Source organism: Rubricoccus marinus, from assembly GCF_002257665.1.
GTDB classification, from domain to species: Bacteria; Bacteroidota; Rhodothermia; order Rhodothermales; family Rubricoccaceae; genus Rubricoccus; species Rubricoccus marinus.
The window spans coordinates 880,515-896,639 of record NZ_MQWB01000001.1 but is presented as its reverse complement, the minus strand read 5'-3'; the positions used below and the strand labels follow the sequence as shown (position 1 = coordinate 896,639).

The following is a 16,125-nucleotide window of genomic DNA, read 5'->3' as shown; positions in this document are numbered from 1 at the left end:
CCTCTGCATGCCTCGCGCGTGCTACCCTGAGCGTGCCCCACCCGCCAGAGGCCTCTGGCGACTCCCCATGTCCGCCCCCATCCGCGTCGCCCTCGCCGACGACCACCCGGCGTTCCTCTCCGGCCTCGTCGCGTACCTCACCGAGCAGCCCGACATCGACGTCGTCGCGACGGCCTCGGACGGCCGTGAGGCGCTGGAGCTGGCTCGCCGCGAGCGCCCCGACGTGCTCGTGCTGGATCTCGAGATGCCGCACATGACCGGCATGGACGTCGCCGACGCGCTCCAGGGCTCGGGCGTTGGCGTGCTCATCCTGAGCGCGTACCAGGACGAGGACTACATCTTCGGCGTGCTGGAGCGCGGCGCTGCAGGCTACCTCACCAAAGAGGAGCCGCTGGCGGAGATCCTCCGCGCCATCCGCGGCGTGGTGGGCGGCGAAACGGGGTGGCTGAGCGGGCGCATCGCGCAACTCGTGCTCAAGGGCCGCTGGCGCCAGACGCCGGAGCCGTCGCTCCTGGAGCCGCTGAGCGCGCGCGAGCAGGAGGTGGCGCTGCTGATGGCGCGGGGCCGCACCAACCCGGAGATCGCCGACGCGCTCTTTATCAGCATGAGTACGGTCAAGAAGCACGTCAACGCGGTCTACGAGAAGCTGGAGATCCCGACGCGGCCGCAGGTGGTGGCGTGGATGTGGGAGCACGGGCTCGTCACGCCAGAGGCACCGTAGCTGCCGCGCCGTAATGGTCGGCCGGCCGTGACCCCGCCAGAGGCCTCTGGCGGCCGCAGGGAAAAGCGGTTCCAGCGCCGCCCCATCTCGTTTTTCACCGAACAGCGAGAACGCGCGCCGGTAAGCTCACCCTTCCTCTGCACACCGACCCCATTTCTCGCATGGCTATCAAGATCGGAATCAACGGCTTCGGCCGTATCGGCCGCCTCGTCTTCCGCTCCATCCTCGAGCGCGGCGACACGGACTTCGACATCGTCGCCGTCAACGACCTCACCGACGCCGAGACGCTGGCGCACCTCTTCAAGTACGATTCCGTCCACGGCATCTACCCGGGCGAGGTCAAAGCAGAAGGCGGCGACCTCATCGTGGACGGCGACCGCTTCAAGGTGTTCTCCGAGCGCGACCCCGCGCAGCTCCCCTGGGGCGACCTCGACACCGACGTCGTCATCGAGTCCACCGGCGTGTTCCGCACGCGCGAGAAGGCCGCGCTCCACCTCCAGGGCGGCGCCAAAAAGGTCGTGATCTCCGCCCCCGCCTCTGGCGAGGTCGACGCGACCGTCGTGCTCGGCGTCAACGACGACGTGCTCACCGGCGACGAGGAGATCGTGAGCAACGCGAGCTGCACGACGAACTGCCTCGCGCCGATGGCGAAGGTCCTCGACGACGCCTTTGGCATCGAGAAGGGCTTCATGACCACGATCCACGCCTACACGTCGGATCAGAACATCCAGGACGCGCCGCACAAGGACCTCCGCCGGGCCCGCGCCGCCGCGCTCTCCATGATCCCGACCACGACCGGCGCCGCCAAGGCCGTCGGCCTCGTGCTCCCGGAGCTCAAGGGCAAGCTCGACGGCTTCGCCGTCCGCGTCCCCACCCCGGACGGCTCGCTCACGGACTTCACGGCCATCCTTAAAAAGGAGGTCACCGTGGAAGAGGTCAACGAGGCCTTCCAGAAGGCCGCCTCTGGCGCCATGAAGGGCATCCTGGAGTACAGCACCGCACCGCTGGTCTCCGTCGACATCATCCACAACGCGCACTCGTGCATCTTCGACGCGCCCAGCACGATGACGGACGGCACGATGGTCAAGGTCGTCGGCTGGTACGACAACGAGTGGGGCTACTCGAACCGCACCGTCGACCTCGCGAAGAAGATCGCCGGCTAAGGGACTGGGGACGAGGGATTAGGGACTGCCACGGCGCACAGCGCGCCAGAGGCTTCCTTCTCCTTCGTCCCCATCTTTCTGTTTGCGCGTCACGGTAGCAGCCGCCAGAGGCCCACGTTGCCGAGACCCCTCTCTCACACCCCGTTCCCATGCACACTCTTTCCGACCTCGACCTTTCCGGCCAGCGCGTGCTCACGCGCGTGGACTTCAACGTCCCCATGGAGAACGCGGCCATCACGGACGACACCCGCATCCAGGGCGCGCTGCCCACGATCCGCGCGATCCTCGACGGCGGCGGTACGCCCATCCTGATGAGCCACCTCGGCCGCCCGAAGGGCGCGCCCGACCCCGAGTTCAGCCTGCGGCCCGTTGCCGATCACCTCGGCACGCTTCTCGACGTGACGGTCACGTTCTGTGAGACCACCATCGGAGACGACGCCGAGGCGTGCGTGGCCGATGTCGCAGCCTCTGGCGCCAGAGGCGTCGTGCTGCTGGAGAACACGCGCTTTCTGCCCGGCGAGACGTCCAACGACGACGAGACCGCCAGAGGCTTGGCGCGGCTGGGCGACGTTTTCGTCTCGGACGCCTTCGGCTCGGTCCACCGCGCGCACGCGTCCACCGCTGGCGTGGCGGCGCTCTTGCCGAGCGCGGCGGGCAAACTGCTGGAGCGCGAGTTGACGTTCCTCCACGGCGCGCTTGAAGACCCCGACCGGCCGTTCGTCGCCATCCTCGGCGGCGCGAAGGTCTCGGACAAGATCGGCGTCATCCAGGCGCTCGCGCCCAAAGTGGACCGCCTGCTCATCGGCGGCGCGATGGCGTACACGTTTCTCCGCGCGCTGGGCCACGAGACCGGCTCCTCACTTGTCGAAGAGGACAAGACCGACGAGGCGTTCCGCCTCTACGACCAGTTCCGCGACACCATCGTGCTGCCCAGCGATCACATCGTTGCGGACTCCTTCTCCGCCGACGCCGAGACGCAGACCGTGGAGACGATCCCGGACGGCTGGATGGGCCTGGACATCGGCCCCGCGACCACCGCGCAGTACAAAGACGTGATCTCCAACGCGAGTACCGTCATCTGGAACGGGCCGATGGGCGTCTTCGAGATGGACGCCTTCGCCAGCGGCACCCGCGCCGTCGCGCAGGCGCTGGCGGACGCGACCGAGGCCTCTGGCGCCATGACCATCGTCGGCGGCGGCGATTCCGTCGCGGCCATCAACGAGTCCGGCCTGGGCGACGCCGTGAGCCACGTCTCCACGGGCGGCGGCGCGATGCTGGAGCTGCTGGAAGGCCAGACGCTTCCGGGCGTCGCCGCACTGGGGTAGGCGCCTCTGGCGTTTGGGAGACAGCGAGCCGGCCTCTGGCGCCAGAGGCCGGCTCTACTTTGTTCGTTCTGCCCCCGATCCGCTCGATGCTCCGCCTCTCCCCTCTCTTCGCGCTCCTCTTTCTCGCCGCGCCCGCCTTCGCGCAGGCCTGGACCGACGCCGATACGGAGGCCGTTACCGGCGACCTCCTCACGATCCGTTTCGAGCCCGACCTTTCGGGCCTGAGCGAAGGCAAGCAGAAGGCCGTCGAGCACCTCCTCGCAGCGGGACAGATCCTTCAGGACCTCTACGAAGAGCAGGTCCACCCGGACGCCGCCGCGGTCCGCGCCGCGCTCGTCCCGGACTCGCCAGAGGCGCTCCTGTACCGCCTCTTTAAGGGGCCGGTCGGCACGACGAGCGACAACCGGAGCGTGGCGTTCGCTGGAGGCGCCAGGCCTCCGATGCCCGAGCGCGCGATGTACCCCGAGGGCGTGACCGTGGAAGAAGTGGAGGCCTTTCTCGCCGAGCACCCCGAGCGTCGGGACGACATCCTCGGACTGCGCACCGCTGTCCACCGCGCCACGCCAGAGGCCATCGCGGCGGACCTGAAGGCGTTCCGCGACGTGCCGGGCCTCGCGCTTTTCCATCCCGAGGCGTTTTTCCACCTCACGGAGCTTTCCGAGGGCCACGAGCCCAACTCGCTCTATGCGGTTCCGTACGCTGTCGCGTATTCCAACCGCCTGATGCTCGTGCGCCAGAGGCTTCTGGCAGCAGCGAGCGCCATCGCGGACGAGGACAGCGACTTCGCGGCGTACCTCCGGCTTCGCGCCAACGACCTGCTGACAGGCAACTACGAGGGCGGCGACGCGGCGTGGGTGACGGGCCAGTTCAACAACCTCAACGTGCAGGTCGGCAGCTACGAGACGTACGACGACGCGCTGTTCGGCGTGAAGGCGTTCTACGGCCTCTCGCTTCTGGCGCGCGATGCCGAGCGGAGCGAAGAGCTGGCCGCAGCGCTGACCGACATTCAAGCGCTGGAGAACAGCCTGCCGTACGACCGGCACAAGGGCGTGAGGTCCCAGATCCCGGTCAGCGTCTACAACGTGATCGCGGACTTCGGGCAGGCGCGCGGGACCAACACCGCCACCATCCTGCCCAACGAGGCCGACCACGCGCGCAAGTACGGCCGCACGATCCTCCTGCGCTACAACGTCCTCACCGATCCTCAGCTGTTCGCGGGCGCCAAAGCGCGCTTCTGCGCGGGCGTGATGCCCGAGCACTGCGACGACCTCACCCTCCCCGGCAACTTCCAGCGCACGCTCTGGCACGAGGTCGGCCACTACCTCGGCGTGGACAAGACCGATGACGGCCGCAACCTGGGCCCGGCGCTCCAGCGCTCCGCCGACCTCCTGGAGGAGATGAAGTCCGACCTCGTCTCGCTCTTCGTCGCGCGCCAACTCGGAGAAAGCGGCTACTACACGCCAGAGGCCCTGCGCTCGGTCTACGCCTCTGGCGTGCTGCGCGTGCTCCAGTCCGCCCAGCCGCGCCGTGAGCAGGCGTACCAGACGATGCAGCTCATGCAGTGGAACTACTTCATGGAGAACGACCTCCTCGCCTTCGACCCCGCCAGCGGCCGCATCGCCATCGACTACGACCGGTACCACGACGTGGTGGCGGGCCTCTTGCGCGAGGTCCTCGCCGTGCAGTCGGCCGGCGACCCCGACCGCGCCGAGGCGTTTGTGGAGCGCTACACGACGTGGGACGAAAATCTGCACGGACGTGTGGCAGCGGCGCTGAAGGCGGCGCCGTCGCCGGGGTACCGCCTCGTGCGCTACGCGGAACTGGGCGAGTAGCCTCTGGCGCCAGAGGCGGGCGTCTTGTAGGGACACACCGCTGGTGTGTCCACCGGACCATTGCGGTGCCGTGGTGGACACACCAGCGGTGTGTCCCTACGGGGATATTGGGGCCTCTGGCGAGATCGGGTCCCGCCAGAGGCCATGCCTTCAGCCCACGAGGACGCGGACCGCGCCCGAGGGCTCGGGCAGCGCGCGGATCGTCACGCCGAGGTGGCGCTCGATGACCTCGGCGTTTGTCTGTGCGTGGCGCGTCCACTCCGTCGCGCGGAAGACGCTGCTCCCGGCGCCCTCCCTCGCGGCGAGCGCCAGAGGCACGAGCACCTGATCCGCGAGGTACGGTCCCACGGGCGCATCGCTCGCGAGGTACGCCTGCACGGCTTTCGCCACGCCAGAGGCCACGCGCTGCGCCGGACGGCCCTTCATGCCGAACTCGGTCACGACGGTCGTGAGCGCAGCGGTCTGGACCTCGGCGAAGAGGACGTTGCCCGGGCCGGCGGAGTCCTTGATCTGGCGCATCGTGTAGGCGTCCTCGGGGCCGCCGAGAGCCTTGGCGACCGTCTTGAGCTCGCGCTGGCCGATCTTGCCCGGCAGGTTCGCCACGAGGGCACGGACCTCTATGCCGTGCACGTCGCCGCGCTCGGTCAGGTCCAGCGGCGCGAGTCGCTCCGCGGGCTCGATGTCCACGACGATGCGGCCTCCACCCGCGGGGTAGAACCCGTAGCGCTCCAGACGCGCGCTCACGCGCGGCCCCATCCGCTCGATGAGCGGCAGGAAGGAGCGCGAGAGGAAGTCGAACGTCGGCGCAGACGGGTTGTGCGTGCCGCCCTCCACCGTGACCTGCGACGGGCCTCTGGCGACGAGGAGCGCGGGCAGGACCGTCTGGAGCACGAGCGTCGCGCTCCCGGCCGTGCCGACGGCAAACCGGTACGTGCCGGGCTGGACCGCGCCCGGACGGAACGTGAGCGAGTCCGACCCGAGCGTCGCGCCAGAGGCCTCGGCGCCCGAGATCTCACACGCCGCGAGGACGGCCGTCAAGTGCTGGCGCAAGAGGCCGGGCCGCTGGCGACCGGCGCGGATGTGGTCGATCTGGATCGCGTCGCCGGTGACGAGCGAGAGGCCGATGGAGGTGCGGAGGATCTGGCCTCCGCCTTCGCCCTGCGCGCCGTCGATGACGTGCTGGGGCGGGCTTTCGGACGTGGTCATGGGGCCGGGGGAATACAACAGCGCCCCGGAAGCTCATCGTGAGCCGCCGGGGCGCTGGCAGGCGGATCACGCGGGAGGCCGCGCGACCGAAGGCCCACTCAGGTCTTCGTCACGCGACGTGTCAGGTCGAACAGCCCGTTCGCACTCAGTCGCACGAGGTCGTGCGACCGTTGCGGGGCAACGGGCGTTCTCAGAAGTCGATAGAGGCGAGTGGTCGGCACGGATGTGCGGGTGACGGTGTGGGCGATAGGATAGCGCGGTCGGGCGCGTTGGCGCCAGAGGCCTCTGGCGTTCGGGCGTGACAGACGCCGGCGGCTTCGGTGTTCGGACGTGACAGGACACACCAGCGGTGTGTCCCTACGGGAGGGTTGACGCGCGGGATGATGGGCCATGTCATCCCGCTGCGCCAGAGGCGGTCAGGCGCGATGCCCGTCGGCACGGTCCTCGCCAGCGGCCCAGCGCATGGGGTTCTCATGGATGTACCGGCGCAGGGCGTCGGCCTCTCGATCGGTGCGGACGATGCGGTCGTGGTATCGCGCCTGCCATAAGCGCACCGTCGGATCGAGAGCGCGAATGCGTTTCGTCACGACGGATTTGTACATCCGCATGATGGACGGCACGGAATGAGGCACAGCGTTCCCAAACCGACGTGGAGACACGCCGCTGGTATGTCCCGCCCCATCCGCGGGCGGCGGCGGCGGCGCCTCGGCATTTCCCTCATGCGGCAGAATCCCAAACAACAGGTGCACGTGATCCGGCATCACCACGAACGCATCCAGCACCACGTACGGCCGGACCTCTGGCGTCCTAAGCCATTCGTCGTGCGCGATACGCCCGAGATCCGACAGCACCATCTCGCCCGCGCCGACGTCTCCGAAAAGCCTCTGGCGCCCGTGCGTACAGATCGTCACGAAGTACAGGCCCGGCTCCGCGTACGAGAGGTCACGCAGGCGAACCGAACGGCGGTGATGTCGGTCGGGGTCGAACGGCATGGCCCGATAGACAACGGGTGGGTGGCGTTCTAACACGGAGCCTCTGGCGGCCTACCGATTCGCATCTCCGCGTAGGGACACACCGCTGGTGTGTCCACGAGCCATCGCGGTGTCATGAAGGACACACCAGCGGTGTGTCCCTACGAATAAGGGTTGCGCATCACCGGAAGCCTCTGGCGCCCGCGGCGGCGCCAGAGGCCCGGCATCACGCCGCGCCGCCGTACTGCTTGTCGGCGTCTTTGATCACGAACCGCGCCTTCAGCCGGGCGACCGACCGCGCGAGGCCCGCCGTCTCGACCGACGCCAGGACCTCGTCGAAGTCCTTGTAGGCCGCGGGCGCCTCGTCGATCGGGTACTGACGGCAGTTCGTGAGGATGTCCGCATCGTTGAACGACGCGTCCACGGTGCGCTGATCGAGCGTCCGCTTGGCGTGGCGGCGGCCCATCCGGCGCCCCGCGCCGTGGTTGACGGAGTACTGACTTTTCTCCGCGCCGGGCTCGGCCACCATCACCGCGCTCCCGGCCTGGGGATTGCCGGGGAGCAGGATCGGGTGGCCGATGTCGGCGAAGGGCGTGCCTTCCAGGCCGGGGTGGCCCGCCGGGAAAGCGCGCGTGGCACCCTTACGGTGCACCCACTGGCGGCCCGTCGGCGTGATTTCCTCTCGCGCGATGTTGTGCGAGATGAAGTACACGAGGTCGCCCGACGTACCGGGGATGACCTCCTGGAAAGCCTCCAGGATGAGCGCGTTGATGAGCATGTGGTTGACCGTCGCGAAGTTGGCGCCGAGCGCCATCATGTCGAGGTAGGCGTCGGCCTCTGGCGTCCCGAGGGGCGCGTAGGCCAACTGCTTGTCGCCGGCGGGGTACTCCAGATTCCACTTCTCGAAGTGCTTCTCCAGCATCTCGAAGCCCATCTGGGCCAGGTTGAAGCCGAAGCCGCGCGATCCGCAGTGGGTCAGGTAGGCCACGCCGCCATCGATCAGGCCGAATCGCTCAGCCGTAGGGGCGTCCTGCGTTTCCACGACTTCGCACTCGCCGAAGTGGTTACCGCCGCCGTACGTCCCGAGCTGCGAGAGCTTGTTGGGCACGTTGCGGAACTGGCCCGTCTCGGTGAGTTCGGTCAGCCGCTGGCGCAGCGCGTCGGCCGTCCCATCGTGTCCGACGTGGAACGAGTCTTCGCAGCGCTCGGCCCAGTGCGTGGGCACGCCCATCGCGGTCAGCACGTCGCCAGAGGCGCCTTCAGTCACGGCCTTCCACGCCACGTCGTGCGGGATTGCGCGGCCCTTGGGGACGGACCGCTGGTTGCGACCCGCACCGGTCGGGGTGCGTGCCTCAATCGCCTCGATGAGCGCGCGACGCGTCCGCTTGTCGTCCACGGCGTCGGCCGGGAGGTCCAATTGGAGCAGGCTCATCGAGCACTTGATGTCGACGCCGACGGGGCCGGGGTAGATGTGCGTCGGAGACGACATCGCGCAGCCAACGGGCGCGCCGTAGCCGAGGTGCGCGTCCGGGTTGAGCACGACGCCCGAGACGCCAGGGGCCTCGCGGGCGTTGAGCGCCTGCCGGATGCAGCCTTCGTCGAAGGTCTCGCGGATGGCCTCGTTGCCGATGACGGTGATGGGGGTGAGCGACGTATCCCGCGCGGGCAGGATCGCGGTGGCGTCGCCGGTTGGGATGATGGTGGACATGGGAGGGGTGTGATTGGGAATCGAAACAGGAAACGGGCACCCGTAGGGACACACCGCTGGTGTGTCCGCAGCCGGGCTGCTGGCGCTCTGGCGGGAGGACACACCAGCGGTGTGCCCCTACGATTTGCATCGTGACGCCCGAGGCGAGATTTCGCGCCGTCAGAGGCGACGAGAGAGGTGCGGGACGATTCATGCTCTACCGGACTGAGCTACGCGCCCGGCGGACCGGGCACGGCGGGATTCGAACCCGCGACCGTGTAGTCCCACGGGCATTCGCCCTGTGGCGGAGGAAAGAACAGGCCTCTGGCGAGGCGAGGGCGCACGCCGCCAGAGGCGACGAGAACGAGCGAGACCGACCCCGCGGGGCGAACCCCGCTGCGTCTACCAGTTCCGCCACGCCCCGGTAAGTCGGGGCGGCCGGACTCGAACCGGCACGGGCGAGGGAGTCTCGCAGGCATTCGCCTGCAGGCGTGCAAAGGATCGCGGCGACGAGGAGGTGACGAGACAAGCAGGTGCTCTGCCGGGCTGAGCTACCGTCCGGGGACGGGCGGGATTTGAACCCGCGGCCTCCTGTGTCAGATGTAGTCTCGTCGGCATTCGCCGCGAAGGTGGAAACAGTAGAGTGTGCCGCCAGAGGCGACGAGGGGATAACGGGACCCTTAGACCGACGCTCTATCCAGCTGAGCTACATCCCGGTAAGTCGGGATGACGGGATTCGAACCCGCGACCTTCGGCTCCGTAGGCATGTAGTCCCGTCGGCATTCGCCAGACGACGCACTCACAACAAGCAGCGGCGACGAGGAAGGGACAGACGTGTCGTTCTGAGCTACTCGCCCGAAGGCGGGCGGGGCTCGAACCCGCGACCTCCCCGCTCTCGCGGGGCGCTCTAGCCATATAGTCTGTCCAGCATTCGCCGCTGGCGGAAACAGACGCGGTGACGAGAATGACGCGACGTCCCCGAAGGGCCGGGACTCGAACCCGTCGGCGCCAGAGGCGCCTTTACCATGTAGTCAGCGTCGGCATTCACCGCGAGAAGGAAGCCGTGACGAGGCGTGGCGCGACCTACCGCACAGCTTCCGCTGCAACGGTCCGATGTAGTCGCGCCGGCATTCACGGCCGGGAGTGGCCTCTGGCGGACGAGGGACGCGGAGACATAGCCCATGCGGGCCATCGTTAACAGCGATGTAGCCTCCACAGCATTCCGCCAGAGGTGTCGGGGTCAAATCATAGTGGGAGGGTTTGAGGAAGGGCACCCGTAGGGACGCACCGCGGGTGTGTCCGCATCACAGGATGCCGTGATGGGGTGGCCTCTGGCGCCAGAGGCGCGGGCCATTCCGCCAGAGGCAGTGGACGAGAGGGGCCGGGACCGATCACCCATTGGGGCGACGCGTGTCAGGCGTGTAGTCCCGGCGGCATTCCGCCGCCTCTGGCGCGATCAGCAGGATTCAAACGTGGTGGCGTTCGGGCCGTCGCGGCGGCTCCCTCCTCCACCACGAGGAGGGAGCCCGACGGGTCAGATCGGCGTGCGCGCGATCCGACCGACCCAGTGGTCGGCGCCGCTCTCGCCAGAGGCGAAGGCAGCCACGACTTCGAAGACGCGGTCCGAGAAGCCGCCGACGTGGAGGATGTCCTCCCGCGGCTGCGCCTGGACGGTGCGGTACGGCTGGATGTCGAGGCAGACCAGCTTCGCGCCCGGGTTGCGGGCCTTAATCTGGTTCCACGCTTTCATCGTGGCCGTGCCGGAGCGCGGGTTGCCCGCGTCCACCCAGGACTCGTTGTCGGAGACAAAGAACACGAGGTCGACGTCGGCCTTTTCGCGGACGAGCTGCGCCAGAGGCGCGGAGCAGTCCGTCCCGCCACCGCCGACGGCGGCGAGCCGCTGGGCGTTGGTAACGACCGAATCCCGCGCGTTCAGCGCCACGTCTACGACGCGGTGCTCGAAGGGCAGGACGCGGGCGCGCGGGTTCTTCCGCACGACCGAGGCCGCAACGAGCGCCGCCACGTCCACGCACCGCACGGCCGAGGTGGAGCCGCGCCGGTATCCCGTGGCCGGGCTCTGCATGGAGCCCGAGACATCGGGGCAGACGACGACGTTGCCGCGGATCTCGGGCACGTTGCCGATCGCGATTTCCATCGCGTCCTGCAGCGCGTCGCGCACGATGGCGGGCACCGTCCCCTTCCCGCCAGAGGCCTCTGGCGGGGTGCCAGAGATGCGGCGGAAGAACTGGCCGAAGCCGGAGTGCTGTGCCACGCCACCGCCGGTCTGCGCCCAGGCGACGAACAGCTGGTACGGGAAGACCCGCGCCCGCCGGATCGCCTCCGGGTCGGAGAGCCGTGCGGCGACCGTCTCGGCCACGCCGGGCACGTCGAAGGCGCCGTGCCGCGCGAAGGCGTTGAGGTTCATCCGCGTGGCGTGCCACGGCGCGGTCCGCGTGATCTCGGCCCAGACGGCCCGCTCAGCCTCTGGCGTCTCGAAGCCCAGCGACGCGATCATCTGGAACGGCACGTCGGGGACGGGCTGCGCCAGAGGATCGGCCTTGAAGGCCTCGTACGCCTGCACGAGGTCGGGCAGCGCCGAAGCGTCGTGTTCGCGGCCGATGAGGTAGGCGTAGAGCGCGCGCCGCGTCTCGGTCGCCGGCCGCGGGTGGACCATCTTGACGATGTCCGCCAGCGACGGCTGGTTGCCGACCGAGGCACGGAACAGCGACTCATCCGAGCGCGAAGCGAGCCAATCGCGGACCATCCGACGCGGAGCAGAACCCAGCGACTTCCGCCCTACGGCTCCCGAGCGGACGATCTGCACGAAGTTGCGGAGCATCCGGCCGTTGTCGATCACGCGGGGGAAGACCCGCTCCAGAATCGCCACGTCGCGGGTCGCCAGGTGGGCAGCGAGCAGCGCGGGCACGTCCTTCATGTAGCCCTCCTCTCGCGCCACAATCGCGGTCTGCGCGACGAACTCGGGCTCCACCTGGGCGGCGAGCGCCAGGATGGTGTCGAGCTGCGTCTCGGCGGAGGCGTAGAAGGTGGCGTTCAGCGTGCCGGTCGCGGCCATCTGCGCCAGCGCCTGCTTGGGGCTGAGGGCGTAGGCCGGAGCGCGCGCCTCGTTGAGGGCGTCGGCGGCAGGAGTGAAACGGCCCCGGAGGGTGCGGAAGAGCGTGGTGTTCATGGCGTCCCCCGTGTGTTGGTGTGGGCTACGGGGACGCCAGAGGTCTTGACAACACCGTGCCAGCCCTGGCCTCTGGCGCCCAATCGCCTCTGGCGCGATGATTTCGGTGGTTTCGCCAGAGGCCACATCTTCAGCGCAATCCAGAAGCGATTTATATTTATCCGGCCTTATCATTCTAGCGCGTCGCTCTGAAAGCTGTGTTCGCCTTCGGTCCCGCCGTAGGGACACACCGCTGGTGTGTCCTCTCCCAGGCGGCCTCGGGCGGGCACCTCGCTCGCGGTCCCTCCCGGCTCGCGTCGATGGCCTCTGGCGGTCGGGCCGCGTGACCATTGGGTGCCCCACCGTCCGCGTTCGCCTCTGGCGCCATGCGCGGACGTGCCCGGACACACCAGCGGTGTGTCCCTACGGGTGTCTCTGGCGCCGATTCATAGCCGTTCGGCCTCTGGCGCCAGAGGCCTGTAGCCCATCCTCTGCCACTGGCGGCTTCCCACTGGCCCCTCCCCTGCCATGAAACCCACCGTCGCTTTCGGCCTTCTCGGCGCCACCCTGGACCGGGCCTCGCGCGACGCGCGGCGCTGGGAAAAATGGCGTCCCAGCGTCGCGCTCTGCCAGCAGCCGGACCTCATCATCGACCGCTACGAGCTGCTTCACCAGCCGCGGTATACGGCGCTGGCCGAGCAGGTGGTCGAAGACATCGCGCTCGTCTCGCCTGAGACCGAGGTGCGGCTCCACAGCTTCGAAATGGAGGACGCGTGGGACTTCGAGGAGGTCTATGCCACGCTCTACGACATCGCCAGAGGCTTCTCCTTCGACGTGGAGGCTGAGGACTACCTCGTGCACCTCACGACGGGCACGCACGTCGCGCAGATCTGCTTTTTCCTGCTGACGGAGGCGCGGTACTTCCCGGCGCGCATCGTGCAAACCTCTCCCGACTATCAGCGCGGGGACCCGGCGGGGACGGTCCGGCTGATCGACCTCGACCTCTCGCGCTACGACCGGATCGCGGCGCGAGAGGCGCAGCATCAGGCCGACACGCGCTCGTACCTCAAGAGCGGCATCGAGACGCGTAACGAGGCGTTCAACGCGCTGATCGACGAGATCGAGCGAGTCGCGATCGGCTCCAAGTCGCCCATCCTGCTCAACGGCCCGACGGGCGCGGGCAAGAGCCGGCTCGCGCGGAAGATCTTCGAGCTCAAGCGCGCCCGCACCCAGATCGCGGGCGACTTCGTGGAGGTCAACTGCGCGACGCTGCGGGGCGATACGGCCGCGAGCGCGCTCTTCGGCCACGTCAAGGGCGCGTTCACCGGCGCCGTCAAAGAGCGCGGCGGCCTCTTGCGCGAGGCCGATGGCGGGATCCTGTTTCTGGACGAGATCGGCGAACTCGGTCTGGACGAACAGGCGATGCTGTTGCGTGCGCTGGAGGAAAAGGCGTTCCTGCCCGTCGGCGCCGACCGCGAGCGCAAGAGCGACTTCCAACTCATCGCGGGGACCAACAAGGACCTGCACGACGGAGTGGCCGACGGCTCCTTCCGCGACGATCTCCTCGCGCGGATCAACCTGTGGACGTTCGAGCTTCCCGGACTCGCGGACCGCCGCGAGGACCTCGCGCCCAACCTCGACTTCGAGCTCGCCGACTTCGCCCGCGCCCACGGTCGACAGGTGCGCTTCTCCACCGAGGCCCGCGGCCGGTTTCTCCGCTTCGCCGAGAGCCCGGACGCGCCGTGGACGGCTAACTTCCGCGACCTCAACGCCGCCGTGACCCGCATGGCCACGCTGGCCTCTGGCGGACGGATCACCGATACGGAAGTGGACGGCGAGATCGCGCGGCTCAGGCGCCACTGGCGCGGCGCAGACCGCCTGGAAGGCGACGCGCTTCTGGCGGAGGTCATGGACGCCGAGGCCGTCGCCGCGCTCGACCGCTTCGACCGCGTCCAGCTCGCCGACGTGATCCGCGTCTGCCGCCAGTCCCGCACGCTCTCCGACGCCGGACGCACGCTGTTCGCACAGTCGCGCCAGAGGCGCGCAAGCACGAACGACAGCGACCGTCTGCGGAAGTACCTCGCCAAGTTCGGCCTCGCGTGGGCCGACGTGCAGGCGTAGGCCTCTGGCGCCAGAGGCTACAGGCAGGGCTCGGGGCTCCACGTGGTGTGGCCGCGGCCCGCGTAGCAGCGCACCTGCCGCCGGGCGCTCTGAAGCTCCCAGCCGCCGGAGACGGGCACGAACGTGAGCAGCAGCCGCTCACCCTCCACGGAGTCGTCGGCGTAGCCCAGAAGCGTGGCGAGAACGGTCGTGCCAGAGGCCGTATCGCCGAGCGTTTCGACGAAGACCTCGGAGGCCTCCCAGCCAGAGAGGAACGCCTCCACGTCGGCCTCTGGCGCGGCGCTCACGGGAACGTCCGTCAGGAAGTCCACGAGCACGTCGTCAGCCTCCTCGAACGAGCCGAAGGCGCTGTCCTCTTCCAGCGTGCCGGGGTCCAGGGGGCGGAGGCTCGCGAGGACCGAGGCGCCCTCTTCCAGCGCCAGAGGCCGGCAGCCGTCCTGGGCGCTGCTGATGAGCCAGACGGACATGTCGCCCGCTTCCACGTAGTCCGAGACGACGGTGCCCGGGCCCCAGTTTTCGGCGCTCGTCGCGCCGGGGTCGTCGGCGGCGCGGTACACGCGGTAGCGCGGCGATCTGGGCAGGGCGCTCAGGGTCACCTCGGCCGAGACGATGGGGTACTCCGGTCCTCCCAGCCCATCGTTTGAGCCGAAGAGGTAGAGGCACGCCCCGTCGTCGCGACGCCAGAGGATCTCGTAGCTGGTTCCATACTCGGTCTCGGTCTCCATCTCCCCTGCGGTCCACTCGGCGCCCATCCGCGGAAGCAGGATGGGCACGCCCAGGTCGCGGAGCGCGTCGCCCTGCAGCGGCGTGAGGCCGGCTTCGCGCGCCACGTCGCCAGAGGCCTCTGGCGGGAGAGGGGCCACGGGCCTCTGACGCGAGGACTGCTGCTCCGTGGGGGCGTCGCTCGGAGCCGAGCAGGCCGCGAGAGACGCGAGGACGAGGAGGGCGAGCGTGCGGACGGTCATGTGGAGAGGCAGAGGGGACGCCTCAAGTAACGGGAAACGCGTTCGTCTCCGGTCACCCTCTCCCGATCCGGCCGAGGTGCGTGTCTTTGAAGTCCGTCGCGTGCTTGAGGCCGTAGCCCAGCGCGCGGTCCACGCCGATGTGGTTGGCCCACAGAAGTGCCAGCGAAGCGGCCAGAGGCGCCCCCAGCAGCAGGCCGCCCGCGCCGAGGGCGACCGGCGCGGCGTAGCTGTGCGCGGCGTTGTAGATCTGGCTCCCCACCTTCGAGCCCGCGAGGTAGCCCACCATCGCGAGGTCCGGCGTGAGCCAGAGCGCGGCCCACCACAGGCTCTCGCCAGAGGCCCCGAAGAGCACGCCCGCGAGGATCGCGATGGCGGCGTTTTCGAGGCGGAGCCAGGCGGCCGTGCTCATGCGAGGGTGGCCGGCCTCTGGCGGAAGGCCGCCACGTTCGCGGCGACGTCGCCGCGGAAGACCGCGCTGCCTGCGACGAGCACGTCGGCGCCCGCGCGGATCAACTCGGGCGCGTTGGCGGGCGTCACGCCGCCGTCGACTTCGATCAGCGCGCGGCTGCGGAGGCCGGAGAGCATCTGTCGGCAGCGCCGCACTTTGTCGGTCGCGGCCGGAATGAACGACTGGCCGCCAAAGCCCGGGTTGACCGACATGATGAGCACGAGGTCGAGGTCTGCCGCGATGTCTTCCAGCGTCACGAGCGGCGTGGCCGGGTTGAGCGCCACGCCCGCCTTGCAGCCCAGCGCCTTGATCGCCTGGACCGTGCGGTGCAGGTGCGGGCACGCCTCCTGGTGGACCGTGATGACGGCCGCGCCCGCCTCGGCGAAGTCCTCCAGGTACCGGTCCGGGTTCTCGATCATGAGGTGCACGTCCATCGGCACCTCGGCCTCCCCGGCCAGAGGCCCGAGGCCGCGCATGACGGGCGCGCCGAACGAGATGTTGGGCACGAAGTGGCCGTCCA

At 69.1% G+C, this 16,125-nt stretch carries 12 protein-coding genes; 5 read left to right on the top strand and 7 right to left on the bottom strand.

The window, feature by feature from the left end; all coding sequences use genetic code 11:
* The first annotated feature begins 67 nt into the window (after nucleotides 1–67).
* From BSZ36_RS03530 to BSZ36_RS03515, 4 genes are all read left to right on the top strand, one after another.
* Nucleotides 68–721 (top strand): response regulator transcription factor, encoded by a 654-nt coding sequence (locus BSZ36_RS03530; protein ID WP_179270998.1) that lies wholly within the window; start codon nucleotides 68–70, stop codon nucleotides 719–721.
* 161 nt (nucleotides 722–882) lie between these two features.
* On the top strand, nucleotides 883–1,884 hold the full coding sequence (gene gap, locus BSZ36_RS03525) for a type I glyceraldehyde-3-phosphate dehydrogenase (RefSeq protein WP_094546072.1): 1,002 nt from the start codon (nucleotides 883–885) through the stop codon (nucleotides 1,882–1,884).
* 149 nt (nucleotides 1,885–2,033) lie between these two features.
* Nucleotides 2,034–3,209, top strand: a complete 1,176-nt coding sequence (locus BSZ36_RS03520; protein WP_094546070.1) for a phosphoglycerate kinase — start codon at nucleotides 2,034–2,036, stop codon at nucleotides 3,207–3,209.
* Nucleotides 3,210–3,295: 86 nt separating this feature from the next.
* On the top strand, nucleotides 3,296–5,041 hold the full coding sequence (locus tag BSZ36_RS03515) for a hypothetical protein (protein ID WP_094546068.1): 1,746 nt from the start codon (nucleotides 3,296–3,298) through the stop codon (nucleotides 5,039–5,041).
* A 150-nt stretch (nucleotides 5,042–5,191) separates the two neighbouring features.
* On the opposite strand, the gene rtcA is transcribed toward BSZ36_RS03515, so the two are convergent.
* The 4 genes from rtcA to BSZ36_RS03495 form a co-directional block, all read right to left on the bottom strand.
* Complete coding sequence (gene rtcA / locus BSZ36_RS03510; protein ID WP_094546066.1) at nucleotides 5,192–6,247, bottom strand: RNA 3'-terminal phosphate cyclase; 1,056 nt, start codon at nucleotides 6,245–6,247, stop codon at nucleotides 5,192–5,194.
* A gap of 416 nt (nucleotides 6,248–6,663) precedes the next feature.
* On the bottom strand, nucleotides 6,664–7,239 hold the full coding sequence (locus tag BSZ36_RS03505) for a transposase (protein WP_094546064.1): 576 nt from the start codon (nucleotides 7,237–7,239) through the stop codon (nucleotides 6,664–6,666).
* A gap of 205 nt (nucleotides 7,240–7,444) precedes the next feature.
* Nucleotides 7,445–8,926 (bottom strand): RtcB family protein, encoded by a 1,482-nt coding sequence (locus BSZ36_RS03500; protein WP_094546062.1) that lies wholly within the window; start codon nucleotides 8,924–8,926, stop codon nucleotides 7,445–7,447.
* Between the two features lie 1,513 nt (nucleotides 8,927–10,439).
* The gene (locus BSZ36_RS03495; protein ID WP_094546060.1) at nucleotides 10,440–12,092 is read right to left on the bottom strand and encodes a TROVE domain-containing protein; all 1,653 of its coding nucleotides are present in this window, start codon (nucleotides 12,090–12,092) and stop codon (nucleotides 10,440–10,442) included.
* A 507-nt stretch (nucleotides 12,093–12,599) separates the two neighbouring features.
* On the opposite strand from BSZ36_RS03495, the gene rtcR reads away from it, so the two are divergent.
* Entirely contained in the window at nucleotides 12,600–14,192 is a 1,593-nt protein-coding gene (rtcR, locus tag BSZ36_RS03490; RefSeq protein WP_094546058.1) for an RNA repair transcriptional activator RtcR, read from the top strand.
* 17 nt (nucleotides 14,193–14,209) lie between these two features.
* Here the strand turns inward: rtcR and BSZ36_RS03485 are convergent, their stop codons facing one another.
* The 3 genes from BSZ36_RS03485 to rpe all read right to left on the bottom strand — a co-directional run.
* Complete coding sequence (locus tag BSZ36_RS03485) at nucleotides 14,210–15,157, bottom strand: hypothetical protein (protein ID WP_094546056.1); 948 nt, start codon at nucleotides 15,155–15,157, stop codon at nucleotides 14,210–14,212.
* Between the two features lie 52 nt (nucleotides 15,158–15,209).
* On the bottom strand, nucleotides 15,210–15,566 hold the full coding sequence (locus tag BSZ36_RS03480) for a DUF4260 family protein (RefSeq protein ID WP_094546054.1): 357 nt from the start codon (nucleotides 15,564–15,566) through the stop codon (nucleotides 15,210–15,212).
* The coding region (gene rpe, locus BSZ36_RS03475; RefSeq protein ID WP_094546052.1) for a ribulose-phosphate 3-epimerase at nucleotides 15,563–16,125 on the bottom strand (563 nt) is incomplete at its 5' end. The genes BSZ36_RS03480 and rpe, both read right to left, overlap by 4 nt.